Here is a 24,421-nt window from a genome sequence, read left to right on the forward strand (position 1 = left end):
AGGTGCCCCCACTGTCCCCGCCTACTGGTCCCTTGACGCACTCTTTATCTGCTCCATCGATTGTTCGGTCAGGTGAGACAGAATCACATCGTGAACGTCGGTCGCCTGGAGGGCGTCGGTCGATAGACCGGACGACTGGTTGCTGATGAGGAGCGGCCCTTCGTCGGTGGAGTCGGGCAGGCGGCCGTGTGAGCCCTTCACTAGTTTGCCATTTGTGGGAATCACGTCCATCACGTAGCGGAAGCCGAGCTTTTTCTGAAGCAGGCGCGCCGAAGCACGCAACTGCGGGGCCGTGAGGTCGGGGTCCAAGAACAGCTCAGCGGGGTCATAGCCGGGCTTGCGGTGGATCTCGACGGTCGGGGCAAAGTCGGGCGCCATATCATCGTCCAGCCAGTAGTAGTAGCTGAACCAGGCATCCCGCTCCGAAATGGCAATCAGTTCACCGGAGTGGGGATGGTCGAGATCGTAGTCGGCCTTCGTGTTGTTGTCAAGCACCTGGTCCACCCCATCCGTCGCGGCCACGAGAGAACGAACGTCGTCAATGTCGTCCTCGTCCCGCACGTAGATGTGCGCCACTTGATGGTCGGCCACGGCGAATGCGTCGGAGGCCCCGGGCACCAGCAGCTCGCCGCCCATCTCTTCACGGACGGTGATGTAGCCCTCACGCCGCAACATGCGGTTGAGCGCCACGGGGCGGTCGGCCTCGCGGATGCCGTACTCCGAGAGGAGGATTACCTGCGCGCCCCGGTCCTCGTAGAAGGTGACGAGGTCCTTGCAGACCTCGTCGATCTCCCGCAGGTCTTGGGCCAGATCCGGATCGTGCGGGCCGATGCGCTGAAGGTTGTAATCGAGGTGAGGGAGGTAGAGGAGCGTGAGCGTGGGATCGAACCGACGCTCCGTCATCTTGGCCGAGGCAGCCACCCATTGGCTGGATTCGATGGAGGAGGTGGGGCCCCAGAAGTTGAAGAGGGGAAATTGCCCGAGCTCGTCCTGCAGCTCGAAGCGGAAGTCGGACGGCGTGGTGTAAAGGTCCGGAATTTTGCGCCCGTCCGCCGCGTACATCGGTCGCTCGATGACGACGTGGTCGGCGCCGGAGTAGGCGGCATAGCGCCAGTAGAGGTTCGCGACCGTAAAGTCCGGATCCATCTGCCGGGCGGTCTCCCAGAGGTAAGGTCGCTGGATGAGCCGGCCCGAGCGCAACCAGAAGCGGATTTCGGCGGTGTCGCGGAAGTACCAGCCGTTGCCCACGATGCCGTGCTCGCTAGGGGGGGTACCCGTGAGAAAGGTGGACTGCACGGAGCACGTAACGGCGGGCAGCGACGGCTCGACGGTGGCTTGTTGTCCACGCTCGGCCCACTCCGAGAGGAAGGGCGTGTGCTCTCCCAGTAGCTCGGGCGTGAGGCCAACGACATTCATCACGACGGTTTTTTCCATAACGCTCCGATCATTCCAGGTTCGACAAAATCCATTGGTACTCCCGCAGGAGAGACGTGGGGAGGTCTTCTTTCAGGGGCGTGGGCAGTACGTCCCAGGTGTAGGTTTCAATTTCGAGGTGGGAACAGATCGATGCATCCGACACCAGCTCCAGAGTGCGGGCAATGTCCCCTCGCGTCGAATGCAGGCCCTCGTACGCGTCGGTGTAAATGGGCACGTGATAGTGGATGCGCCATTCGTCAGCGTCAGTGTCGGCAAGGTGGGGAAGAGCCTCCGGCAGGTCTCGGTACCGATTGAGGGAACCGTTGCTCCGTCGTTCTACGACTTGGTGCAGATAGGTGTCCTCTGCAAAGGGACGGAGTCGGTTGGCGAGAGAGGATCGGTCGTCGGGGAGGCGTGCCCGAAGGGCTGCACTCAACTGCACTTTCCCGACGGGAATGTCGGCTGTGGAGAGCTGCTGAAAGACAGATTCAGGCGTCTCGTATTCGACGGCGAAGTGACAGGTGTCGTAGCAGAGCTGCACGTGGCGCCGGAGGAGCGATTCGGCCTCGCTCTGTGACACGTGTAGCTGATCGGCCAGATGGGCACCGCCCACAGGCCAGAGCCAGTCCTGAAAGAAGGCAACCGACTCCGCCGTATTCTCAATCAGACAGTCGGGTTCTGGCTCCAGGTCGACATGGAGGTGGGTGTCCGTTTCCGCCTCGATCTCAGCGAGCGTTTCCACGATCTCTGACAGATGATGACTGCCGAGCCGAAAGGCAGTCTCCCGCGCCTCCGCGTCCAGCCACGGCTTGTAGGAGAGGGGGGACGTGGAGATGCTGCCCTGCATTCCCTTGGGCACGAGACGGGCGAGGATGCGGGCCAGTCGACGTGTGTACTCGACCCGCTGGTCCGATCGCCAGTCCGGGGCGTAAACGTTGTCTTTCACTCGTTCCCCGTGAAAGCTCCCGTACGGAAAGCCATTCAGCGTAAAGACGTACAGCCCGTTCGATTGCAGCCACTCGTGGAACCGGGAAAGCCGATCGCCTTGGAGGAGCGTTGTGGCGGCCTGGTTGGAGAGGCGAAGACCGACCCCGAACGGGTCGTTGGGCGACACGTGACGCTTCAGGTCCGGAAGGTATCGCTTGAGTGCCGATGCGACTTCCGACCACTGCTCGCCCGGGTGAATGTTGGTGCAGTACGTAAGGTGGAGGTCGTCGTTCGGGCCGATACGCACGGGGGAGGAGAGGCAGTGTGCGAAGCTGGTTAGGACGTAGGCTCAGGCGACGCCGACGCGGGCGAAGAGGGCACACGCGTTCGCCACGTCAAAATTCCGGTCCACAGGGCTGTGATCAAAAACCCAAACATCTCTCGGGTTTCCTCCATGAGGCCCATCATTTCCTGTCCGGACGCGTCAAAGAACGGCACCGATCCGAACACGATGCGGACGGCTAGAAAGAGGCCGCTAAGTAGACAGCCGACCGCAACGAACCCAGACAGGGCCGTCGGCAGCCGACCGGCCAGGTAGACCACACAGCAGAGGGCGCCCGCTCCGTAAATCCCCATCCAGAGCCAGGGGTCGGGATCGTTGTATTGTACGATTGCGGCCGTCGCGAAGAGCACGAGCATCACGCCGTTTCCAATGTGGAAGAGTGTGCGTCCCATGAGGCTGGAGGAGCTCTTGAGGATCGAGAATCACGTTCTGATCTCACGCATCCAGACGGGGGAGGTTCGGCACGAAAGCGAAAGGGACCGAAACGGGCGGGCTGGATCTCCTCACATTGTGATTACGACCTTTCCGCACCCCCGGCGGGCTTCCACGTACTGAATGGCGTCGGGGACGTCGCCTAGGGAGAACCGGCGATCGATGAGCGGGGCAAGTTTCCCGTCGTCGATCAGATCCGACAAAGTGTGCAGGTCCTCTTGATTGGGCGACGACAACAGGACCTCGATGGTATTCTCTCTGGGTATCGACACGACCGGAGCCAAGAACATTACCTGAAAGAGTCGTGCGGGCGAGCCCCCGACCAGAACGTACGTGCCTCCCGGCCGGAGGATGTCCAGATACGCCCGTGGCGACCGATAGGCTGCGGCATCGAGGATGAGGTCGTACGCCGTATCCAATTGGGTGACGTCCTCCTGCTCGTAGTCAATGACCCGATCCGGCTTCAGCGATTGCACTGCATCCATCTTTTCTGGACTACACACGGCCGTAACGGTCGCTCCGAATGCCTTTGCGATCTGCACTGCGAACGTGCCGACGCCTCCGGACGCGCCATTGATAAGTACGTGTTGTCCCGCTTCGATATGACCACAGTCGCGGAGTCCCTGCAGGGCAGCGAGACCGGCGACCGGCACAGCGGCTGCGTCCTTGAGGGACAGGCTCTCCGGTTTGGGAATCAGGACCGCTTCGGGCACGCAGGCGTACTCGGCAAATCCGCCGAACCCAGAGGTCGAAAGGTCTCCGATGACGGCGTCACCCAAATCAAACTGAGAAGCCTTTGGGCCGAGTGCTTCAACCGTGCCGGCCACGTCGCTGCCAATCGTAGCCGTGGGGCGGAACAGGCCGCCGGCCATAAATCGCACGAGGAATGGGCGCCCGCGCATCAAGTGCCAATCCCCTGCGTTCACGGAGGCGGCCTGCACCTTTACCAGGACCTCCTCGTCGTCCGGTGCTGGCACGGGGCGTTCGTCGAGATGGAGGGCCTCAGGTCCCCCGTATTCGTGCTGAACGATTGTTTTCATTCTGCGTGTGGACGTGCGAGCGTCGGACGACGAGGGGGCAGTGTTCGGCATGGACGGCCGCTTTGGGGGGCTGCAAAGACGGGAAGGGCAGCTGGAAAACTACGCATTTCGGGACGGATGTTGTCCCGGGCCCATAAGAGTAGGTCTCGCCCTCATTCATCTCGAGCACGTCAACACTATGACAACCCTCGAATCGCGTCCGCCCTTTCCCGGCTTTCGAGAAGAGGCCTTTCAGTTTCTTTGCGATCTCGCTGAACACAATGACCGCGAGTGGTTTAAGGCGCGCAAAGAGACGTACGAGGAGGAGGTCAAAATGCTGCTGGAACTGCTCTTGGCCGACGGGGCACGGCGTCTAGAAACCGAAGGGCTTCCGCTCACGGCCCATCCAACCACGTCCCGATTCCGGATCCACCGGCACCTCCGCTTTACAGACGACAAGACGCCGTACAAGACCAACGTTGGCGGTATTTTCGACCGGTCCGGTGAGAAGGACGAGAATGGCGTCGTCTACGTACACGTAGAGCCGGACAATTGCTTTCTGGCCGCTGGATTCTACAAGCCGAGTGTCTCGTATCTCCGCCCGGTGCGGCGGCGGATGGCGGCAAATCCTTCTACGTTCTACGACCTACTCGGGGAGATGGAGGAGAGAGGTCTTCCGGTCGACAGCAGGGGCGACACCTTGACGGGGATGCCGCAAGGGTTCAGCGGCTACCGAGACGAAGAGATTGCATCCTATCTGAAGTGGAAGCACTACCTCGTCCGTCGCGGATTCGCGGACGGCGCCCTCCAGACCCCGCAGTTTGTGGAGGAAATCGTTCGGATGACCCGCGAGGCTCTTCCACTCCTGGAATTCGTGTGGGCGGCACACGAGACCTAGTCAAGGGGCTTCAGCTCCATCCGGTTATACGCACGCCGAGGACTGGGAAGAAGCGGTCGTTGCTTGAAGCCCCTCAGCTTCGTACCGGATGGAGCAAGCAAGGGCCGTGGGACGAAACGAAATAGGGGTTACGACGTGGGCAGGTCCGGCTTTGTGACGCCCGTTGCATCGGTCCCCTCGTCGGAGGGGGGCTCGTCCGCATCCGTCGGGGCTCCATCGCCAGAGGGATCGGACACGGAGACCGACGCTTCATCGTCGGCTGCGGCGTCGTCCTCTTCGTCCCAGTTGTCAATGGCGTCCAGGATACGATCCACAATTTCATCTTCGGGCACCGTGTCCACGACCTCGCCGTGCTTGAAGAAGTGGGCGCGGCCCCGACCTAGCGAGATGCCGAGGTCGGCCCCGCTGGCCTCGCCCGGTCCATTCACGGCACAGCCCATGAGGGCCACGTTCAGATCCTTGTCGAAGCTGCGTTCAGCGACGGCCTCCTCCACCTCTTCGACAATGGAAAAGAGATCTCCCACGAGTCGGCCACAGGTTGGACACGCGATGATATTCACGCCCGGGCGGCCGATGCCGAGGGACTTCAGGATGCGATGTCCCACCTTGACCTCCTCCACGGGATCGGCGGCCAAGGAAACCCGAATGGTGTCCCCGATGCCGTCGGCCAGGAGGGACCCGATGCCGATCGAGCTTTTCACAGTGCCGGTATCGAGAGTGCCGCTTTCCGTCACACCCAGGTGCAACGGATAGTTCGTTTCTTCGGCCACCTTGCGGTAGGCCTGAATCATGTACATCGGGTCGGAGTGCTTCACCGAGATCACGATGTCCTCAAAGTCATTTTTGTGGCAGACCTCCACGTGGCGCATCGCACTCTCGAAGAGGGCCTGCGGCTTCGGGTAGCCGTGCTTCTCAAGAATATCTTCCTCCAGCGAGCCGGAATTGACGCCAATCCGAATGGGAATGCCTGCGTCCTTTGCAGCCTGAAGCACCTCGCGTTCCCACTCTGGTTTGCCGATATTCCCAGGATTGATCCGCACCTTGTGGATGCCGGCCTCAATGGCTTTTAGAGCGTACTGATAGTTAAAATGAATGTCGGCCACGACGGGGACCGTCGCCCCCTGCACAATGTCGGCCAGTGCATCGGCGTCCTCCGGGCGGGGCACAGCCACACGCACAATGTCGGCTCCCGCTTCCGCGAGCCGATTGATCTCGTCGAGGGTCGCGTCCACCTCGTGTGTCTTGGTCGTCGTCATCGACTGCACAGAGACGGGGGCATCGCCCCCAATCTGCACATCGCCAACCTGAACGGGACGGGTCTCGCGGCGTGGGCGGTCCATGAAGCGGAAAGAGTTAGTGGGGGAGAAGGGTGATCGGCAGTGCTACGAAAACGCAGGGCAAAGGCTCCGGGCTCCGGGACAAGGGGAGTGCAACGTCGTCGTCACGACTCCGGCTTTTCAATCATGATTTACATCGTCTGCGGCAAGCCATTACGGACCATCGAAGCAGGGCGTCGACGAGAATCCGGAGCCTGACGCTCCCACCTCGACAGTGCTAGGACTGACTTGCTTCGTACAATGTCCGTTTTTCGTCGTCGCTCAATGCGTCGTATCCCTGTTCACTAATCTTATCGAGGATGCGATCGACCTCCTTTGAGCGGTTGTTTGAGCGCGAGGGAGGAGCGCCGTCCGACGACGATGCGGGGCGCTGACGAGACGGAGAACGACCGCCACTTAAGCCGAAGAGCCCTTTGAATCGCTCTAGCAGGCTCGGTTGGGTTGACGAGCGCCGCCGGCGCTTTCCTCCAAAAAGTGGAGCCAGCCAGGCGGGAACGCCAATCTCGTCCCGCACCACCTTTGCGTACAGAAAGCCTGTGAGCGCACCGCCCCAGTGGGCGGCGACCGCTGTGCCGCTGCTCGACAACATCAGGAGCGCATCAATGATGAGGAAACCGATGACGACGTACAGCAGGCGCACGACGCCGAAAAAAAGCAGTCCAATCTGCTTGTAGGGATACAGAATGGCGACGGCCATGAGAACGCCGAGGACGGAAGCGGAAGCGCCCACCACGGGCACAACGCCCGTTCCCGTAATCGTGGGGAAGAGGGGCTGCAAGAGCAGGCACATGATGCCGCCGCCAATACCGGTCATGAGGTACACCGTCCAGAATTGCTCCCGGCCGTGCATGCGCTCGAATTCCTTCCCGATCCAGTACAGCCATAACATGTTGAAGCCCACATGTAAGAGCCCCGGGAGTCCGCCGCTCGTGTGCATGAAGTTGTAGGTCACGAGCTGCCACGGTTCAAACAGAATGTCCGGGAAGACTGGATGGAGCGCAAGGTGCTCCATGACGAACCGGAACCCCGACGGCCACAGATGCAGAAATTGGGCAAGGACGTACACCACCACATTAATCGTGATGATGGTCCGGAGCGCCTGTGGCTGGCGATAATACCAAGTGCGAAACTGATTCACGACCGTGCGTGTGGCTGGTGAGCCCCCGAATCGGAAAAGGATGAATCGATCCCGGAGAGTACCGACCCGTGCGGATGCGTTCAATGACGGTCCCGAGTCAGTGGAGGACCATGCCCTGGCACGGGCGGCGAGGGACCTCTCTATGGAATCGAGGGGTCCCTCAGGGGATCGGAAATACAGTTGGTTCTACTGCGAAGTAGGTGGAAGGTTTGCAGTGCTCGTGTTGGGCGTTATGCCGCATCCGCTTGCCGGATCTACTGCGTCAATGGGCCCCTGGACTCTTGAACACTCTCTTCGAATTCTTCTGCAGACTTCAGGAAGGAGCTGCGGCGGTGCAATACGCAATCCCCTCTCGTATCATCGGCGCCGTCAAGGAGGGCACTAGAAGCACCGTTGGAGTCCAACGGCGCTACGGACGCCTGCTTCCTGCCGGAACAGAGCATCCGGAGTTTGTGGGGGTCGGGAAAGGGAGGGAGGGGACCCATCCACTTGTCCAGCCGTCTATCCCTGGAGCATGCGGAGTTCGGAGGACGCGTTCGGACAGGATCGCAGCGCGAACCAGTCAATGACGGAAGCCCGACGAGACGGGCGTCACCACCGCATGACCTTCTCCGGTTGTACAGGCAATTTTCCGCGCCAGTATTGGATGAGGAGGAATCCGAACACCATTCCACCCAGGTGGGCAAAGTTCGCCACGCCCGCCGACGTCCCTGTGACTGCCGAGTACAGCTCCAGCGCACCGAACCCGATGACCAGCCACTTGGCCCGAATGGGGAACAAGAACCAAAGGTAGATGGGCTGATTCGGAAACATCATGCCGAAAGCAAGCAGAATGCCGTAGACGCCTCCCGAAGCTCCGACCGTGGGAACAGACGCCTGCACGAGGCCCTGCGTAGTGTTCAGCGTCGTGCCGCTCGGCACGAACAGGAGGTGAGTAAACGCGGCGCCCAAGACGCAGGCAAAATAGAACACCCCAAAGCGCTGCGATCCCCACCGGTTTTCAATCTGTACCCCAAACATCCAAAGGGCGAACATATTGAAAAACAGATGGCCGAGACTGCCGTGCAGAAAGCTGTAGCTTACCAGCTGCCAGGGCCAGAAGCCGGGCGTTTGTCCGAGCCGTTCGGAGATCAGCAGCGCGCCCTGTTCGGGGGCGCCCGGCGGGTACAGCGCCAGGGTGTTCAGCACGTGGGCCAGGAGGGACGACTCCGCAAGGGTCTCGGCGGCCACGAACTGAGCCAGGAAAAAGAGGCCATTGAGGATGAGGAGATTTTTGATAACCGGCGGCATCACGGAAAAGCGGGTCGGGGGCCGGTAGGAGGTTTGACGGCGGGGCATGTGGGGAGGCCTGGGGTGAAAAGACCGGTCCACGAGGACCGACACGAAGGTCAGTGCAATACATCGTCTACGGGCCGGAGGACGGATGCGTTCAGGGGCAAACGTGGTTCGACTGCAAAGTCTCCATGTGCTCTTTTTCCGACCGCCCCAAAATCCGAATTTCAACAGCTAGCAGCCGACGCTTGTGGTTCTTTTCTTCTCTGATATGCACTTCGGGCGCGGGGAGCGTGCCGACGAGCGGGCAAAAGAGGCAGCGCTTCTCGATTGCCTCAAGGCTCATGCAGATGCGGTCGAGCATCTCTACCTGGTTGGAGACGTTTTTGACGGCTACATCGAGTATGATCATTTGGTACCGAAGGGGTTCGTTCGGTTTCAGGCCTTCCTTGCGCAGTGGACCGACCGCGGGATTCCCGTGACCTATCTATTGGGAAATCACGATCCCTGGCATCGAGACTACTTCCCGCAGGAGCTCGGCGTTCGCCTGGTGTCCGAGGACTGCACCGTCGTCCACGACGACTGTCGTCTGCACCTCACCCACGGGGACGCACAGGCGTCCACACATTCCCTGTTTTCGTGGGTGCGTCCACTCATGCGTAGTGCGAGGGCCATGCGTCTGTATCGGTCGGTCCTTCCGGCCGATCTGGGGCTCGGGTTGGCCCACCGGGTCAGCCATCTTCTTCACGAAGAGGCCCCGGACCCGTCGGTAATTGAAGGCCTTCGGGCGTATGCGCGCGACTACCTTCGACAGGAGGGCGAGGACATTGTTGTCATGGGGCATAGCCACGTGCCTGCTTTTCACCAGTGGAGTGAAGGTGTGTATGTAAATACCGGAAACTGGTACGAAGAGCGGACCTTCGCTCGTTTAGAGAACGGAAGGATGGTCCTCTCGCGGTGGAACGGCACGCGGACCATCGACATTGAAGCCGCGGAGGTATAACTACTCTCCTTCGTGTCGGGGGTGTCCCTGAGTGAGTGGAGGCTACCGATGCATTTTCCTCTGATTTCTGATTGCTTGCTGGTCCATGTCTGAATGGTCGTACTCCGAAGAAGAACTGGACGAATACTTTAGTGACCCGTCTGTTCGAAAAGATGCCCTCTCAGAGGGGGAGTCTCCCGAGGATGGAGAGGGGGGCGTGACCTCGGAGCGTCCCACGAGTGGGATTCGCGGGTTTTTTCACCGACGGATCGACAATCCGAAAAAGGCCCAGGCCGCGGTGGCCCTATCGGTCATTGCCGGCCTCTTGTTCGTGGGGACGCTGGCGATGGGGATGTACATCTGGACGCTGACCGACGAGGTGCCGTCGACGGAACGGCTGGAGAACCCTTCCATGCAGCTTGCCACGATTGCCTACACGGCCGATGGCCAGGAGCTGGCCCGGTACGCAACCCAAAACCGTTCGTGGGCGCCCTACGACAGCATTTCGCAGCACGCCATTCATGCCCTCATTGCCACTGAGGATCATCGTTTTCATCAGCACTGGGGCGTAGATCCGAAGGCGATTGTCGCCGCCACCATCGACATTCTTACCGGCGGCTTCCGTGGGGCTTCGACCATTACCCAGCAACTGGCCCGCAATCTCTACAATGAAAAGGTCGGGCGGGCCGTTACGATCAAGCGCAAGCTTAAGGAAATGGTGACCGCTGTGGAGCTGGAGCGGCGCTACACGAAGCGAGAGATTGTGGAGATGTACCTCAACACGGTGAGTTTCGGGTACAACTCCTTCGGCATTGAGGCGGCGGCCCGAACCTACTACGGCGTCCCGGCCAAAGAGCTCAATGAATTGCAGGCGGCGACCCTCATTGGGTTGCTTCGGGCGACGTCGTACTACAACCCGCTTCGCAATCCCCAGAATGCGAAGCGGCGTCGCAACGTGGTGCTCCAGCTCATGGTGCGGCAGGGCTACCTCGACCAATCGTTCTATACTGAGCACAAAGACGATCCGATCACGGCCGAGTATAACTCCGCGGAGCTGTACGCGAGTTTTGCCCCCTACTTTGCGGAGCACGTCCGAAATCTCCTCACGACCTGGGCCAACGACCCAACCCATCCGTTGCACGGCCACGACGTGTATGGGGACGGGCTGCGAGTCTACACGACGCTCGACTCGGAGCTCCAGAAAATGGCCCACAAGGCGGTCTCGACGCAAATGGAAGGTCTCCAAAAGGTGGTGGGATACGAGTGGAGTCGGTCGGACGCGTCGGGGGCCTACAGCAATTCCCTTGCGGACTACCGGGAGCTGACGCCCGGGGAGGACTACGAGCCGTTCGAATATTTCTGGGAACAGAATCCGGAGGTGCTGAATGACGCCATTCGAGAAACGGCCCGGTTCGACACGCTTCAGGCCCGAGGGATGAGTGACCTGGAGGCACTGAACCAGCTCCGGGAGGACACGGCCTTCGCCGATTCGCTCAAGAACATCAAGCACCAGCTCGGGGCGGGGCTCGTCTCCCTCGATCCGCGGAACAGCCACGTAAAGGTCTGGATCGGCGGGCGCAACTTCCAGATGGACAAGTACGACAAAGTCGGCATTGCCCGGCGGCAGACGGGGTCCACCTTCAAGCCGTTCACCTACACGGCAGCCATCGACAACGGGTATTCCCCGTACGACAAGCTCAAGGATTCGACGTTCACCTGGGAGGATGCCGGAGCGGACACGACGTGGAATCCGAAGAACTACAACGGCGAGTCCAGCGGGCAAATGCTGACGCTGAGCCAGGGCATCGCCAACTCCAAGAATACGATTACGGCTCGGTTGGCTCTCGATATCAACCCGCGTACCGTCGTCCAGTACGCCCGCCAGATGGGCATCCGGAAAAGCGAGTTGCAGGCGGTGCCGTCCATTGCACTTGGCACCAGCAACGTGACGCTTCTGGAGATGGCGACCGCGTACTCGACCCTTGCAAACGGCGGTCTGTACAACGAGCCGGTGTCCATTACGCGGGTGGAGGACCGGTACGGCAACGTGCTCTGGGAGGCGACCCCGAGCCCGAGCGAGGCCATCTCCGAGCGGACGGCCTACACGGTCGTCGACATGATGCGCGGGGTCATCGATTATGGCACTGGCATCCGGATCCGCACGCAGTTTGATCTCGGCGATTACGATCTCGCCGGCAAGACGGGCACGACGCAGCGCTCGGCCGACACCTGGTTTATGCTCATGCATCCGGAGCTGGTGAGCGGTGCCTGGGTCGGGTTCGACGATCAGCGGCTCACCTTTCGGACCAGTTGGTGGGGGCAGGGCGCGCACAGCGCACTCTTCCTCGTGGGGGACTACTACCAGCAGGTCGCAAATGCGGATTCTCTGTCGCTCCTCACGAAGGAAGCAACCTTCCCGATGGTCGAAAACTACGGCGCTCCCGAGGACACGTCGGAGACAGAGAACGGTGGGGGCCTCGGCTGGTGACGGCAAGTGCGATGTGCAAGTGGCGAATTGCGAATGAAGGGCATTCGTTCGGCTTCTAATCCCTAATTCGACATTCGAAACTCGCCATTCGACACTGTGAAGCTGCTGCACACTGCTGACATTCACCTCGGGGCAAAGACGTACGGCCGGCGCGACCCGGAGACGGGGCTGAACACACGCCTGCTCGACGTGCGCCGGTCCTTCGAGGGGTTGGTGCAGCGAGCACTCGACGCGGACGTGGATGCATTTCTCTTTAGCGGGGATGCGTACCACACGGCGGATCCGACTCCCACACAACAGAAAATTTTTGCGGAGTGCCTGCAGCCCCTGGCCGATGCGGACGTGCCGCTCGTGCTCATCATCGGAAATCACGATCATCCGGTCACGTACGGCCGGGCCTCGTCCCTCGACATCTTTGAGTACGTGGACGGGGATGTCTACTGCTATAGAAAGCCTACCGCGTCCGTCCAGGTTATCGACACGAAAAGCGGTCCCCTTCAACTGATTCCGCTGCCGTGGCCGATCCGGAGTCAGATTCTGACGAAGGACGAATACCGATCCATGGGGCCGGAGGAACTGCGGCAGTTTATCGAAGAGACGTACGTGAACTACGTCCATCGTCGGGCCGAAGAGGTCCAGAATGAGGAAATGGGGCAGTGGGCGGATGGTACAGAGCATCAGTTGTCGCCGAACGTGCCGACGGTGCTCGCGGGCCACGTGACCGTGCAGGGGGCGGAGCTCTCCGGCTCAGAGCGAACGACGCTCATTTCCAGTGAGCCGAAGTTTACGGTTGGCCAACTGGCGGTGGCCCCTATTCACTACGTCGCCCTGGGCCACATCCACCGCGCACAGAATCGCAATCCAGAGGGACAGCCCCCCGTCGTCTACGCTGGGAGCATTGAGCGGGTGACGTTCACGGAGCGGGACGAGAAGAAGGGGTTCTATCTCGTGGACGTGGAGCCGGAGCGAGACCCGGCTACGTACGTGACGTTTGAGGAGACCCCGGCGCGGGCCTTCGTCGCCCTTCACGTTGATGCCCGGGATGCCGAGGAGCCCACCGAGCGCATTTTGGAGACCATTGAACAGGCCGACGTGGCCGATGCCGTCGTGCGGGTGCGTTACCATGTGGAGGAGGCTCAACTCTCCCTCGTGGATCAGGATCGATTGCGAGCGGCGTTGGACGAGGCCGACACCATTGCGGCCATCGAGCGTACAGTGGACCCCGCTGAGCGCAAGCGTCGAACGGTGGTGACGCGCGAGTCGGACCTGGAGGAGGCCGTACGTCAGTATGTGGGCCAGCATGACGATCTCGAAGGCATGGAGGAGGACCTCGTGAACGCTGCCTTGGAGCTGGAGGCGGAACTGGAGGCAGAGGGCAAGACTGCACAATCCTCTTAAGAGATGGCCTTTCAGCGGAGGAGGAGATTCACGGCCTGAGCGGACCCATATCGTATGCCGGACCCATGACAACGGATGTCATTCCCCTTGGTATCGCCTCGGCCCTGCCGACGCGGACGCGGCATCTCTCCGCTATGGCCGTGGAGCGGAAGGGGCGCCTTTTGCTTTTTGATTGTGGGGAGGGCACGCAGTACCGGCTTCTCCACGCCGGTCTCAGCCGGGCACGCATCGACGCTATTTTTGTAACGCATCTCCACGGCGATCATTGTTACGGGCTGCCAGGGCTTTTGTCGTCGATGGCGCTACAGCAGCGCACCGATCCGGTGACGCTGGTTGCTCCACCGGACACGCAGGAAATGCTTCAGGCCATTCCGGGGGCTGCCCCCTCGGACCTTCCCTTCTCGGTCGAGATCCGAGAGGTGGACGACGACGGTACGGACGCATGCGTCTACGAGACGTCGGAGGTGACGGTGACGGCGCGTCCGCTGGAGCATCGCCGCTTTGCGGTGGGGTTTCGGCTGGAGGAGCGGACCCGGCCCGGTCGTTTTCATCCGGAAACGGCACGGGCCTTGGGGGTGCCGGAAGGGCCGGCGTTTGCGGCACTGCAGGACGGAAATGCTGTAACTACCGAGAGTGGAGACATTGTGCGGCCCGAGCAGGTAATGGGCCCGCCGCGGCCCGGGATTGTGGTGGCGTACGTTACTGACACGCGTCCCTGTGACGGGGGGCGGGCGCTGGCCGAAAATGCGGACCTGCTCTACCACGACGCTACGTTTGCCGATGAGCACCACGCCCGGGCCGTGGAAACCGGTCATAGTACTGCTCGTGAAGCGGCAGAGGTCGCGCACGAGGCAGGGGCAAAGCGACTTCTGCTCGGCCACATCAGTGCACGGTACGATGATCCCGCGCCGCTGGAGAGGGAGGCCCGGACGAGATTCGCTGCGTCGAACGTAGCGGAGGAGTTACGGCGGTACTCGCTCGACCCGCGGGAGAAAGAAGAAACACAATCGTGAAACGCCCGACAAACAGCAGCGTGTGCGCAGCGGCGGCACGCAACATTGACTGCGGCGGGCGGTTTGGCATCCGATCATTGTCTGAACACGGACCCGGACAATCTTTTGGCTGGCGACACTGACGAACGCATTGAGGAAGAGGAGGGCGAACGGGGCATCCACTCGTTCGACGGACAACTGCTCCGTCGCATCGCGCACTACTTGAAGCCGTATCTCGGCTGGGTGGTGCTGGCGCTCCTCATTACGCTGGTGGGCTCTTTTCTCGGCCCACTGCGGCCGTGGCTTGTCCAGCGCGGCATCGACAACTATATCGTCGTTGGGGACCTAGAGGGATTGCAGCGCATCATTCTGTATCTGGCCCTGGCCTTGCTGGGCGAGGGCTTGCTGTCGTTTGCGGAAAACTATCTCACGCAGTACATCGGGCAGCGGGCGATCTACGACCTGCGCACGACCGTCTTTCGCCACGTCCAGGACCAGCCGCTTCAATTCTTCGACCGTACACCCATCGGGCGTCTCATCACGCGCACGACGAGCGATGTGGAGGCGCTGAGCGACGTGCTGTCGTCCGGCCTCATCGTGGCGCTGGGTGACCTCTTCAAGCTCTTCTTCATCGCCTATTTCATGTTTACCCTCAACTGGGAGTTGGCGATTGTCACGCTCCTGGTGATGCCGCTCATGGTGTGGGTGACGTTCTGGTTTCGCAACAACGTCCGCGAGCAGTACCGCGAGACGCGCAAGCAGGTCTCTCGTCTCAACTCCTTTATCCAGGAGCACGTGACGGGGATGCACATTGTCCAGCTCTTCAACCGGGAAGAGGAGGAAATGGACCGGTTTGAGGGCATCAACGACGAGCATCGCGCTGCCCACCTGCAGACCATCTTCTACTACGCCATCTTCTGGCCGTCGGTCGAATTCATCGCGAATGTGGCGCTGGCGTCGGTGCTTTGGTTTGGGGGACTGCGGGCCATGGCTGGCTCGGCGCTCACGCTCGGCGTGCTGGTGGCCTTCATTCAGTACGCCCGGCAGTTCTTCGAGCCCATTCGGGACCTTTCCAACCAGTATGACACGCTCCAGCGGGCCATGGCCGGGGCCGAACGGATCTTCGGCGTTCTCGACGAAGATCACCGTCTGCCGGAGCCAGAGGAGCCAGTGAAGCTGGATCGGGTGGAGGGCAAGATCGAGTTTCGGAACGTCTGGTTTGCCTACGAGGACGACAACGAGGGGAACCCCGACTGGGTGCTGAAAGACGTGTCGTTCACGGTGGAACCGGGAGAGACGGCGGCGCTCGTGGGCGCCACCGGCGCCGGGAAGTCGACGGTGATGAACCTGCTGCTTCGCTTCTACGAAGCCCAACGCGGCGAAATTCTCGTTGATGGTGTCAATATTCAGAATCTGCGCCTGCGAGACCTTCGCACACACATCGGCCTCGTACTGCAGGATGTGTTCCTCTTCTCCGGCTCTGTGGAGCGCAATCTTACGCTGGACGACCCGTCGATCGACGAGTCCTCGATGAAGCGCGCCGCCGAGATCGTTCAGGCCGACCAGTTTATTGAGCGGCTGCCGGATGGGTACCAGCAAGACGTGAAGGAGCGTGGCTCCTCGCTCTCCCACGGCCAGCGGCAGCTCCTCGCGTTCGTGCGGGCGCTCCTGTACGACCCCGACGTGATGGTGCTCGACGAGGCCACCTCCAGCGTTGATACAGAGACGGAGACCCTCATTCAGCAGGCCCTCGACCGGCTCACGGAGGGACGCACCACGCTCGCCATTGCGCACCGCCTCTCTACGATCCAGGATGCGGACAAGATTCTTGTGATGCACAAGGGCGAGCTCCGCGAGCGCGGGACTCATCAGGAGCTGCTGTCGCTTAACGGACTTTACCGAAAGCTGTATGACCTCCAGTATGCCGACCAGGCTTTTGCTGGTTCGGCGTCAGGCGATGGGGAGCCGCCCGAGGGGCACGTTCGGGCGTAGGGGAGATGAGGGGGCGTTGCTAACTACTTCTTCTTTTGGGGCGGAGCAGAGACGCAGACGCGTTTGAGGATTGCGTCGGTGAGGTCGGCTGGAGGGTGCGGGGGCGTTTGGGAGCGAAGGTAGGCTCGAATCGATCGGGCGTGCTTGACCTCATCCTGCCAAGTGGGGTCGGCGTGCAGGGCAGCCTCGAATCGGGCCTGATCGTTCGGGGAGAGAGCTCCATCCACGTACGCTTCAATGTGGGCATCCATCCAGTCGTCGGAGGGACGGTCGTTATGCAGGGACATAGTCGAGACGGTTGGAGAGTTGGGTGCGGAGTTTCTTGCGCCCCCGGTGGAGGTAGACCTTTACGGTGTTCAACGGCATGTCGAGCGCGTCGGCGATCTCCTGGTATTTGAGCTCCTGAATTTCGCGAAGGACGACCACGCTGCGGTACGGCTCATCAATTTGGTCCAGGGCCGCGTTCAGGTGGTCCTCGAAGTCGGAGACCTCGGTGCAGGTATCGGGCAGTGGACGCTCACTCTCGGCACGGGAAAGGCCCTCCGTGTCGACGGTCATCGTCTTTTGCCGCGTTTGCCGTCGTCGCAGCTGGTCGATGCAGGCATTTCGGGTGACCCGCATCAGCCAGGGCAGTGCTCGGTCGTAGTCTACGTCCTCCCGGTGCTCCCAAAGCTTGATGAATACATCCTGCGTGACGTCTTGGGCCGTCACCTCATCCCGGAGTAGGGAGCAGGCGAAGCCGTAGACCTGATTTTTATGGTCGTGGACCTGTTGTTCGAACTGTTCGAAAGCGGTCATGGGCAGTCGGGAGGCGCAGGGATGGCCGGGGCAAGCACCGCCGGGGAGTCCATCACGTATGGCCTCATGGTATGGTTACAGGGCGACGAACGAGGAGACTCCTGGGTCCCGGTGTGCGCATGCTTCGGCCTGAGCACACAGGGACTGGACAGTCGGAGTAGACAGGGGCATTGGACGATCGGTTGCAACCCTGTAGAAGCCGACCGTTTGTCGCTACGCAGGACGGGAGGGAGAGATGCCGGGCAATCGACGAGTCGTGCCCTTTGTACGACGAATGGGCCGACGTCGCAGAGCAATTGCGCCCGTCGACCGACAACTGCTTAGATTGGGAGAAAACAGGGAGACGTCTTTACCACCGCCGACCACGGGCTCCAGTTGGTTTACGAACGCCTACAGCCGGAGAGAACGGTTCCACATCACCGAAATGAAGTCGTGCTCTGCGCCTCGGGGGAATCAGGAGTCTCCATTCTTGTCGTCGCCTTCGACCAATGGGACGAACCGGAAGTTGTGGTATTCCTCCCGCTCGTAGTCGTGCGGGCCGCTGCCGGTGCGGCTGATGCGGGTCATGGTTTGTCCATCTCGTCCCCCAACAGGAATGACGAGCCGTCCGCCCCTCGTGCCGTCGGGCGCCGACGGCTGCCGGAGTTGCGTGAGGAGGGCGTCGGGAATGTTGGGAGCAGCCGCTGTCACCACGATCCCGTCATACGGGGCAAAGGCCGGCCAGCCCCTCGTCCCGTCGCCGTGACGAGTCCGGATTGAGTAGCCGAGATCATCGAGCAGCGTCTTCGTGCGAGTTAGCAACGGTTTGTGGCGCTCAATGGAGAAGACCCGTGCCTCCATTTCGCAGAGCACCGCTGCCTGGTAGCCGCTTCCAGTGCCCACCTCCAGGATGCGGTCGTGCGGTTCTACCTCCAGAAGCGAGGTCTGGTAGGCCACCGTGAATGGCTGCGAGATTGTCTGGTCCAGCCCGATGGGCAGGGCCTCGTCGGCGTAGGCACGATTGCGAAAGGCCGGCTCGACGAACTTGTGGCGTGGCACGGCCCCGATGGCCTGCAGCACACGCTCATCCTGGATGCCCCGATCGCGGAGCGTTTGCACGAGACGCTCGCGGCGCCGTCGGTACGTGCTATTGTCGTGGGAAGAGGCGTCGGTCATGAGAAGGAGGAGGTCCGACAATCGAAGTGCGAGAAATCGGTCAGGCGGTGGTGGGTTCTACAGTCGAGTCGGCCGTGGCCGACTGGTTCGTCAGAGCATTCGTGAGGTATGTACGAAGTTCGTCGGGGGTAATGTTGGAAATCAGCGCGCCGTCGCGCGACACGCTGATGTTGCCCGTCTCTTCCGACACCACCACCACAAAGGCGTCCGTTTGCTCTGTGAGCCCCACAGCGGCCCGGTGCCGAAGACCCAGTTGTGGGCTCAGCTTCATGCTCGTGGAAACCGGGAGGATGCAGCGCGCAGCCTCGATTCGTCGATCATTGACAATCACGGCGCCGTCGTGCAGCGGATTCTGGCCGTGGAAGAGAGTGATGAGCAGGTCGTGCGAGACTTCGGCCTGCAGCATCTTCCCGGTTTCGATATAGCTGCGGAGTCCGGTGCTGCGCTGAAAGGCAATGAGGGCCCCAATTTGGCGCTCAGCCATCTGCTCGACAGCCGTCACCGTCTCATTCACAATTTGACTCTGATCCGTTGTGTTGACGAACCGGCGCACGATCGGATTTTTGCCCAGCAACAGCAGCAGCCGCCGAATTTCGGGTTGGAAGATGATGATGACCGCCAACACAAAGACCTGGTTGAAGTAGCTGAAGATGGTGCTCAGCATCGTCATGTTCGCGAGCTCTACCACCACCTGCACCAGGAACAGCGCGCCGAGGCCCACGGCAATTTGCACGGCGATCGTGCCCCGCATCAGCCGGTAGAGCTGAAAGAGCAGGTATGCCACGAGGGCAATTTCGATGATGTCGCGCACCCCAAAACTGATGATCTCAAAGAGGGTCACGGAGGCAAAAGGCCGTGTGAAAAAAGCCAATGAAGGCAGAACGGAACGCGATCGGATCGGTCAGGCGTGGAGCGTCGAATTAAGGACCGTAAGCATTTCCGTGGTGGCGGCCACGTCATGGGTGCGCACAATAGAGGCGCCGCGGATTACGCCGACGGCCGTGGCTCCGAGCGAGCCGAAGAGTCGATCCTCGACCGGGGCAGGGTTGTCAGGCGACCCGAGCGTAGCCCCGATGGTGCTCTTGCGCGACACGCCCATCAGCAGGGGGCGGTCCAGCGTCAGCAGCTCGTCAATTTCGTTGATGAGGCGCCGGTTCTCAGCGTGGGACTTCCCGAAGCCAAAGCCGGGATCGATCACAATCGAGTCCACGCCCGCCGCTTCTGCGGCCTCGATGGACTGGGCGAGGGCATCGCGCACCTCCGCAGTGACGTCGGCGTACTCGCGAGGGGCGGTCAGATCGCCAGGGGCCCCTTTCGAATGCATGAGGATGAGAGGAGCATCGGCGGCGGCCGCCACCTCGGCCATCGCCGGGTCGTGGCGCAGGCCCGTGACGTCGTTCAAAATGTGGGCCCCGGCATCGAGGGCTGCCCGCGCCACCTCGGGTTTGTAGGTGTCGATTGAGAGCAGGGCATCCGGAAATTCGTCGGTGAGGGCCTCCACGACCGGCAGTACGCGGTCCATTTCGTCTTCGGGCGGAACCGGCTCCGCCCCGGGGCGAGTCGATTCGCCGCCCACGTCGATGATCGACGCGCCCTCGCTCAGCATCTCTGCCGCTCGCGATACCGCGTCCTCCACGGCCAGAAACTCTCCTCCGTCCGAGAAGGAGTCGGGCGTAACGTTCAAGATGCCCATCACCTGCACGCCCGGTCCATCCTCGCGGCCCGGACGACAGTCGAGGGAGCGGCCGCGACAATTGAGCATGAACCGGTCGGCTGGAAACGCGTTGGGAGCAAATGGGGCAGTTGAGTGGGCCGGAATAGGCATGTAGAGCGGCGGGGTCTTGAAGGAAGGTAGACCGTGAAGGGAGGCAGGAATTCCGGAAAAGGGCCAGCGTCTACCGTGAAACGCGTACGTCGTCCGTCGAGGCGTGATGCAGGACAGTCAAGAGGTCTGTGGAAAAGCCTGGAATGGGGAGGGGACGGGTTTTGTTAAGGGGCTGCCGTGCGTCTCCCTCGTGTGCTTTTTGAATTGGACACGGGCTCTCGGACGGTCGCGAACATTTGCAAGTACGAAGTATACACAGAGCGGTAGTAAGACGAGATCCATTGTCTCGTTTTTGCGGAATTTTTTGCCCGTCTGGGGGGCGGAGCCACCGGAGCATTCGTTAAGAGCCTGCGTTTGGAGGGTCAGATCCCGTTTTTTCGATTGACACCCTGTGCGCCATCAATGGACGAGATGATTCGCTCCGCGCTGCAATACCTCGATCCTGTTCATCGGATCGAAGCGTTCAAAGAGCACCCCGTATCGACGCAGCGCACGCTTCTCCGTAATCTGCTCTCACAGGCCGCCGATACGGAGTGGGGACGCCGCTTCGGCTTTGCCGAGATCGCGAATGCCTCGAACGTGGTGGCCGCCTATCAGGAGCGCGTGCCCCTGCACACCTACGACGACATTGAAGACGATGTCCTTCGGGTGCGCGAGGGAGCGTCGGATGTGATGTGGCCCGGGACTATCACCAATTTTGCGGTGTCCAGCGGCACGGTGTCCGATGGAAAGATCATTCCCATTAGTCAGCAGACGATCGACTACAACCGTGACTTTAGCGTTGGAACGGGGCTCCATTATCTCAAACAGACGCTCGACGGGCGCTTTTTCCTGGGGAGTCACCTCACACTGCCGGGGCGCGTAGAAGAGGATCCCAACTATCCGGGGACCTTGGCCGGAGAAATTAGCGGCATTCTTGCCGAAAATGCGCCGAACTTCTTCAGCAATTTGTATCAGGCAGTTCCGAACGAAGTCTCCTTCATCTCGAACTGGGAGGAGAAGCTGCGCGCGATTGCTGAGCGCACGGTCGACCAGGACATCCGGCTTCTCGTCATGGTGCCATCCTGGGCCATCGTGCTCTTTGATCAGCTCATTGAGCTCTACAACGAGCGCAACGCCGATACGGTGACCACCGTGGGCGAAATCTGGCCCAACCTGCAGGTGTTTATTGCCGGGGGGGTGCCGCTCCGGTCTTACCGGGATCTCCTGGAGGAGAAGATCGGGGCGGATGTGGACTTCATTGAAACGTATGGGGCGTCGGAGGGCTTCTTTTCCTTCCAGGACGATCTGGAGGATCCCTCGATGCTCCTGCACCTGGACAACGGCGTGTTTTATGAGTTTGTGCGTCTGGACGAAAAGGACGAGGAAAACCCGCCTCGGTATACGATTGCCGACGTCGAGCCGGATGTGCGCTATTCCCTGTACGTCACGTCCAGCAGCGGCCTGTGGGCCTATGAGGTGGGCGACGTGATCCGGTTCACGAGCACCTTTCCGCACAAAATTACTGTGGCCGGGCGGACCAGTGAGATGATCGACGAGTACGGGGAAGCGTTGTATGGCGACGAAGCCCGTGCGGCACTGCGGCATGCGTGCGATGAAACAGGCGCGCACGTCGTCGACTATCACATTGCCCCTCGGGGCATGACCAATGGAGATCGTCCGGGGCACGAGTGGCTCATCGAGTTTGAGGAGCCGCCCGCGGATCTGGACGCGTTCTCTACACTTCTCGACGAGTATCTTCAAGACGTGAACCGCCACTACCAGATTCGCCGCGAGGCCCACGCCTTCGATGCGCCCGCCATTTCGGCTGTGCCCGAAGGGGCCTTCTACGACTGGCTCAAGGCGACGAAAGACGACATTAGCGGGCAGACCAAAGTGCCACGGATGAGTGACAGTCGGACCGTTGCGGATGGAATTTTGGAGATCCTGGACCGGAAGAATTGACTTTGACCCGTCCGCTGTTGTATCTCTTCAAGTTTCCCCTGGAACAAGCCTTGCCGTCGCTCGTGATGAGCCTGCGGTATGCGCATCGGTCCTTTTGGGCCGACCGATCCGTGACGAGGGTCCTGACGCCGTTGCGGTTTGAGCAGACGGTCGTCCACTCACACGTGGATGCTGTTTAGAGACGTTTGTACGAATCGGGAAAGGGACGCGCTACCGCCGGACAGCCTCCGGCCTCCACATCCGGAGTGAACGTGTGCTGTCCTCTCCATCGCCACCAACATCGTCACACCCTCCACAACTCAAAGGAGCCATATGCACGTTCCGCGCGAACAACGGATGCTGGACCAGTACCTCCAAGAAATTGGAAAGATCGACCTCTTGGAGCCGGAGGAGGAGGTCGAGCTGGCCCGTCGCATCGAAGATGGCGACGAAGAAGCCCTCCACAAACTCTGTCGGGCCAATCTTCGGTTTGTCGTCTCCGTCGCGAAGAAGTATCAGGGACAGGGCCTTTCCCTTGCCGATCTGATCAACGAAGGCAATTACGGCCTCATCAAGGCGGCCAAGCGCTTCGACGAAACTCGCGGCTTTAAGTTTATCTCCTACGCCGTCTGGTGGATTCGCCAAGCCATCCTGCAAGCCCTGGCCGAGCAGAGCCGTGTGGTGCGTCTTCCCCTCAACCGCATCGGCACCATCTCCAAAATCCGAAAGGCCAGCGCCCGGCTCCAGCAGGAGCTTGACCGCGAGCCCAACATCGAAGAGTTGGCCGAAGAGTTGGAGATCGACGTCCAGAAGGTGCGCGAGGCCATGCAGCACACCAGTCGCCACCTCTCCATGGACGCGCCCTTCAACGAAGAGGACGAAAACAGTCTCCTCGATGTGCTTCCCGATGAGGAAAGCGACTCGCCCGACGAGGAAATGCTCGAAGAGTCGGTCAAGATCGACATTGAGCGGGCGCTCAGCATGCTTCACGACCGCGAGGCCGAAATCACGCGTCTCTACTTCGGCATCGGGCGCGAGCACCCACTGACGCTCGAAGAGATTGGGAAACGGTTTGACCTCACCCGCGAGCGTGTCCGTCAGATTAAAGAGAAGGCGCTTCGGAAGCTGCGCCAGCGTCACAGTCGGCAGGACCTCCAGCCGCACACCGATAACTAACGACCGGTCTCATTGCGTTGAGAAATTGAGGGACGCACTCCCCCTGGGGTGCGTCCCTTTTTGTTGTGGGATCGTCCTGTAGAACGAATTGACGTTTGCATGTCCGCTTCCGATGATCGTCCGTCCATTCTCCAAGCCACCGCCCAGAATCGGGTCATTGCGGCCTATGACGTCGCCCCGGATCGCGTGGCGTCCCAGTTGCCCACCGGGCTCGTTCCCGACACGAGGGACGGCCGGGCATTTGTCACGATAGTGGGCGTTCAGCTTATCAAGCTACGGGTGCTGGGGATTTCGGGACCCGGCTTTCGACGGGTGCCGGCTGTGGAGCTACAGGTGCTCGTACAGGAGACGAAGGCGCCCGACCGGCGGGGGACGATCACCATGCAGGCCCACGTGCCGCGGCGCGTGGTGGCGTGGGGCGCGCGGGTGCTATACAAAGAACCAGTATCGGTCGCCCCAATGCAGCCGGTCCGGCGCGAGCGAGGGGAGACGATGGAGATGACGTACCGATTTGACGTGGCCGGGCGCGAGCAGCGCCTACGTGCGGTGGGGACGCGTCCTCCTGTGATGCCCGCACCGGACACACGGGCACACTTTCTCTTGAATCGGAACTGGCGGTATGGCGGGGGGGGCAAAGGAGGGCGGGTGCGTACACGCGTCGAGCGTCCCGTGGCACCGGTGTGCCGTGTGGCAGAGCATCACGTCACTGTACAATGGGGAGCAGTCTATGGGGAAGAATGGGGGTTTTTGACGAATCGGGAGCCGACGTTTGCCGTCCTGGTTCCCGAGAGTCCGGTCACGCTGCGGTGGCGAGAGCGGAGAAAATAACGAGGGATTCGAAAAACAGGCGGGAGACGGGATTGGCAGAATACCGAACGATGGACATCTTCAAGGCAGTGACTTTCCCGTA

22 protein-coding genes are annotated in these 24,421 nt (G+C 61.0%); 10 read left to right on the forward strand and 12 right to left on the reverse strand.

Going from position 1 to position 24,421, the window contains the following annotated elements:
* Nucleotides 1-21: 21 nt before the first annotated feature.
* From BSZ35_RS17360 to BSZ35_RS17375, 4 genes are all read right to left on the reverse strand, one after another.
* Nucleotides 22-1,434 (reverse strand): nucleotide pyrophosphatase/phosphodiesterase family protein, encoded by a 1,413-nt coding sequence (locus tag BSZ35_RS17360; protein WP_105013619.1) that lies wholly within the window; start codon nucleotides 1,432-1,434, stop codon nucleotides 22-24.
* 10 nt (nucleotides 1,435-1,444) lie between these two features.
* On the reverse strand, nucleotides 1,445-2,650 hold the full coding sequence (eboE, locus tag BSZ35_RS17365; RefSeq protein WP_105013620.1) for a metabolite traffic protein EboE: 1,206 nt from the start codon (nucleotides 2,648-2,650) through the stop codon (nucleotides 1,445-1,447).
* A gap of 29 nt (nucleotides 2,651-2,679) precedes the next feature.
* A complete protein-coding gene (locus tag BSZ35_RS17370; protein ID WP_105013621.1) occupies nucleotides 2,680-3,078 on the reverse strand; it encodes a transmembrane 220 family protein in 399 nt (132 codons plus the stop codon).
* 111 nt (nucleotides 3,079-3,189) lie between these two features.
* A complete protein-coding gene (locus BSZ35_RS17375) occupies nucleotides 3,190-4,158 on the reverse strand; it encodes an NAD(P)-dependent alcohol dehydrogenase (RefSeq protein WP_105013622.1) in 969 nt (322 codons plus the stop codon).
* A 178-nt stretch (nucleotides 4,159-4,336) separates the two neighbouring features.
* Here BSZ35_RS17375 and BSZ35_RS17380 point away from each other — a divergent pair, with 178 nt between their 5' ends.
* Nucleotides 4,337-5,035, forward strand: coding sequence for a TIGR02453 family protein (locus BSZ35_RS17380; protein ID WP_105013917.1), 699 nt, complete (start codon nucleotides 4,337-4,339; stop codon nucleotides 5,033-5,035).
* A gap of 128 nt (nucleotides 5,036-5,163) precedes the next feature.
* Here the strand turns inward: BSZ35_RS17380 and ispG are convergent, their stop codons facing one another.
* From ispG to BSZ35_RS17395, 3 genes are all read right to left on the reverse strand, one after another.
* Nucleotides 5,164-6,375 (reverse strand): flavodoxin-dependent (E)-4-hydroxy-3-methylbut-2-enyl-diphosphate synthase, encoded by a 1,212-nt coding sequence (ispG, locus tag BSZ35_RS17385; protein WP_105013623.1) that lies wholly within the window; start codon nucleotides 6,373-6,375, stop codon nucleotides 5,164-5,166.
* A 214-nt stretch (nucleotides 6,376-6,589) separates the two neighbouring features.
* On the reverse strand, nucleotides 6,590-7,510 hold the full coding sequence (locus tag BSZ35_RS17390; protein ID WP_105013624.1) for a rhomboid family intramembrane serine protease: 921 nt from the start codon (nucleotides 7,508-7,510) through the stop codon (nucleotides 6,590-6,592).
* Between the two features lie 591 nt (nucleotides 7,511-8,101).
* Nucleotides 8,102-8,848, reverse strand: coding sequence for a rhomboid family intramembrane serine protease (locus tag BSZ35_RS17395; RefSeq protein ID WP_105013625.1), 747 nt, complete (start codon nucleotides 8,846-8,848; stop codon nucleotides 8,102-8,104).
* Between the two features lie 184 nt (nucleotides 8,849-9,032).
* Between BSZ35_RS17395 and BSZ35_RS17400 the strand changes: the two genes are divergently transcribed.
* The 5 genes from BSZ35_RS17400 (at nucleotide 9,033) to BSZ35_RS17420 (ending at nucleotide 16,634) form a co-directional block, all read left to right on the forward strand.
* Entirely contained in the window at nucleotides 9,033-9,785 is a 753-nt protein-coding gene (locus BSZ35_RS17400; protein WP_105013626.1) for a UDP-2,3-diacylglucosamine diphosphatase, read from the forward strand.
* Between the two features lie 85 nt (nucleotides 9,786-9,870).
* Entirely contained in the window at nucleotides 9,871-12,252 is a 2,382-nt protein-coding gene (locus BSZ35_RS17405) for a transglycosylase domain-containing protein (protein WP_105013627.1), read from the forward strand.
* Nucleotides 12,253-12,348: 96 nt separating this feature from the next.
* Nucleotides 12,349-13,650: an exonuclease SbcCD subunit D gene (locus tag BSZ35_RS17410; protein ID WP_105013628.1), complete on the forward strand. Its 1,302-nt coding sequence runs from the start codon at nucleotides 12,349-12,351 to the stop codon at nucleotides 13,648-13,650.
* 65 nt (nucleotides 13,651-13,715) lie between these two features.
* A complete protein-coding gene (rnz, locus tag BSZ35_RS17415) occupies nucleotides 13,716-14,663 on the forward strand; it encodes a ribonuclease Z (RefSeq protein WP_105013629.1) in 948 nt (315 codons plus the stop codon).
* Between the two features lie 105 nt (nucleotides 14,664-14,768).
* Entirely contained in the window at nucleotides 14,769-16,634 is a 1,866-nt protein-coding gene (locus tag BSZ35_RS17420) for an ABC transporter ATP-binding protein (protein WP_258096768.1), read from the forward strand.
* 23 nt (nucleotides 16,635-16,657) lie between these two features.
* On the opposite strand, the gene BSZ35_RS17425 is transcribed toward BSZ35_RS17420, so the two are convergent.
* From BSZ35_RS17425 to folP, 5 genes are all read right to left on the reverse strand, one after another.
* Nucleotides 16,658-16,921, reverse strand: coding sequence for a zf-HC2 domain-containing protein (locus tag BSZ35_RS17425; RefSeq protein WP_105013631.1), 264 nt, complete (start codon nucleotides 16,919-16,921; stop codon nucleotides 16,658-16,660).
* Nucleotides 16,908-17,432 (reverse strand): RNA polymerase sigma factor, encoded by a 525-nt coding sequence (locus BSZ35_RS17430; protein ID WP_105013632.1) that lies wholly within the window; start codon nucleotides 17,430-17,432, stop codon nucleotides 16,908-16,910. Before BSZ35_RS17430 ends, BSZ35_RS17425 begins: the two co-directional genes overlap by 14 nt.
* Nucleotides 17,433-17,885: 453 nt before the next feature.
* The gene (locus tag BSZ35_RS17435; protein ID WP_105013633.1) at nucleotides 17,886-18,587 is read right to left on the reverse strand and encodes a protein-L-isoaspartate(D-aspartate) O-methyltransferase; all 702 of its coding nucleotides are present in this window, start codon (nucleotides 18,585-18,587) and stop codon (nucleotides 17,886-17,888) included.
* Nucleotides 18,588-18,627: 40 nt separating this feature from the next.
* On the reverse strand, nucleotides 18,628-19,428 hold the full coding sequence (cdaA, locus tag BSZ35_RS17440) for a diadenylate cyclase CdaA (RefSeq protein WP_105013918.1): 801 nt from the start codon (nucleotides 19,426-19,428) through the stop codon (nucleotides 18,628-18,630).
* A 60-nt stretch (nucleotides 19,429-19,488) separates the two neighbouring features.
* Nucleotides 19,489-20,412, reverse strand: coding sequence for a dihydropteroate synthase (folP, locus tag BSZ35_RS17445; RefSeq protein WP_105013634.1), 924 nt, complete (start codon nucleotides 20,410-20,412; stop codon nucleotides 19,489-19,491).
* 402 nt (nucleotides 20,413-20,814) lie between these two features.
* Here folP and BSZ35_RS17450 point away from each other — a divergent pair, with 402 nt between their 5' ends.
* From BSZ35_RS17450 to BSZ35_RS17460, 4 genes are all read left to right on the forward strand, one after another.
* Complete coding sequence (locus tag BSZ35_RS17450; RefSeq protein ID WP_105013635.1) at nucleotides 20,815-22,356, forward strand: GH3 auxin-responsive promoter family protein; 1,542 nt, start codon at nucleotides 20,815-20,817, stop codon at nucleotides 22,354-22,356.
* A complete protein-coding gene (locus tag BSZ35_RS19325) occupies nucleotides 22,353-22,535 on the forward strand; it encodes a hypothetical protein (RefSeq protein WP_146110151.1) in 183 nt (60 codons plus the stop codon). Before BSZ35_RS17450 ends, BSZ35_RS19325 begins: the two co-directional genes overlap by 4 nt.
* Nucleotides 22,536-22,668: 133 nt before the next feature.
* On the forward strand, nucleotides 22,669-23,511 hold the full coding sequence (locus BSZ35_RS17455) for an RNA polymerase sigma factor RpoD/SigA (protein WP_105013636.1): 843 nt from the start codon (nucleotides 22,669-22,671) through the stop codon (nucleotides 23,509-23,511).
* A 99-nt stretch (nucleotides 23,512-23,610) separates the two neighbouring features.
* Entirely contained in the window at nucleotides 23,611-24,339 is a 729-nt protein-coding gene (locus BSZ35_RS17460; protein ID WP_105013637.1) for a DUF2071 domain-containing protein, read from the forward strand.
* The last annotated feature ends 82 nt before the right edge of the window (nucleotides 24,340-24,421 follow it).

It is taken from the genome of Salinibacter sp. 10B (assembly GCF_002954405.1).
Taxonomy (GTDB): domain Bacteria; phylum Bacteroidota; class Rhodothermia; order Rhodothermales; family Salinibacteraceae; genus Salinibacter.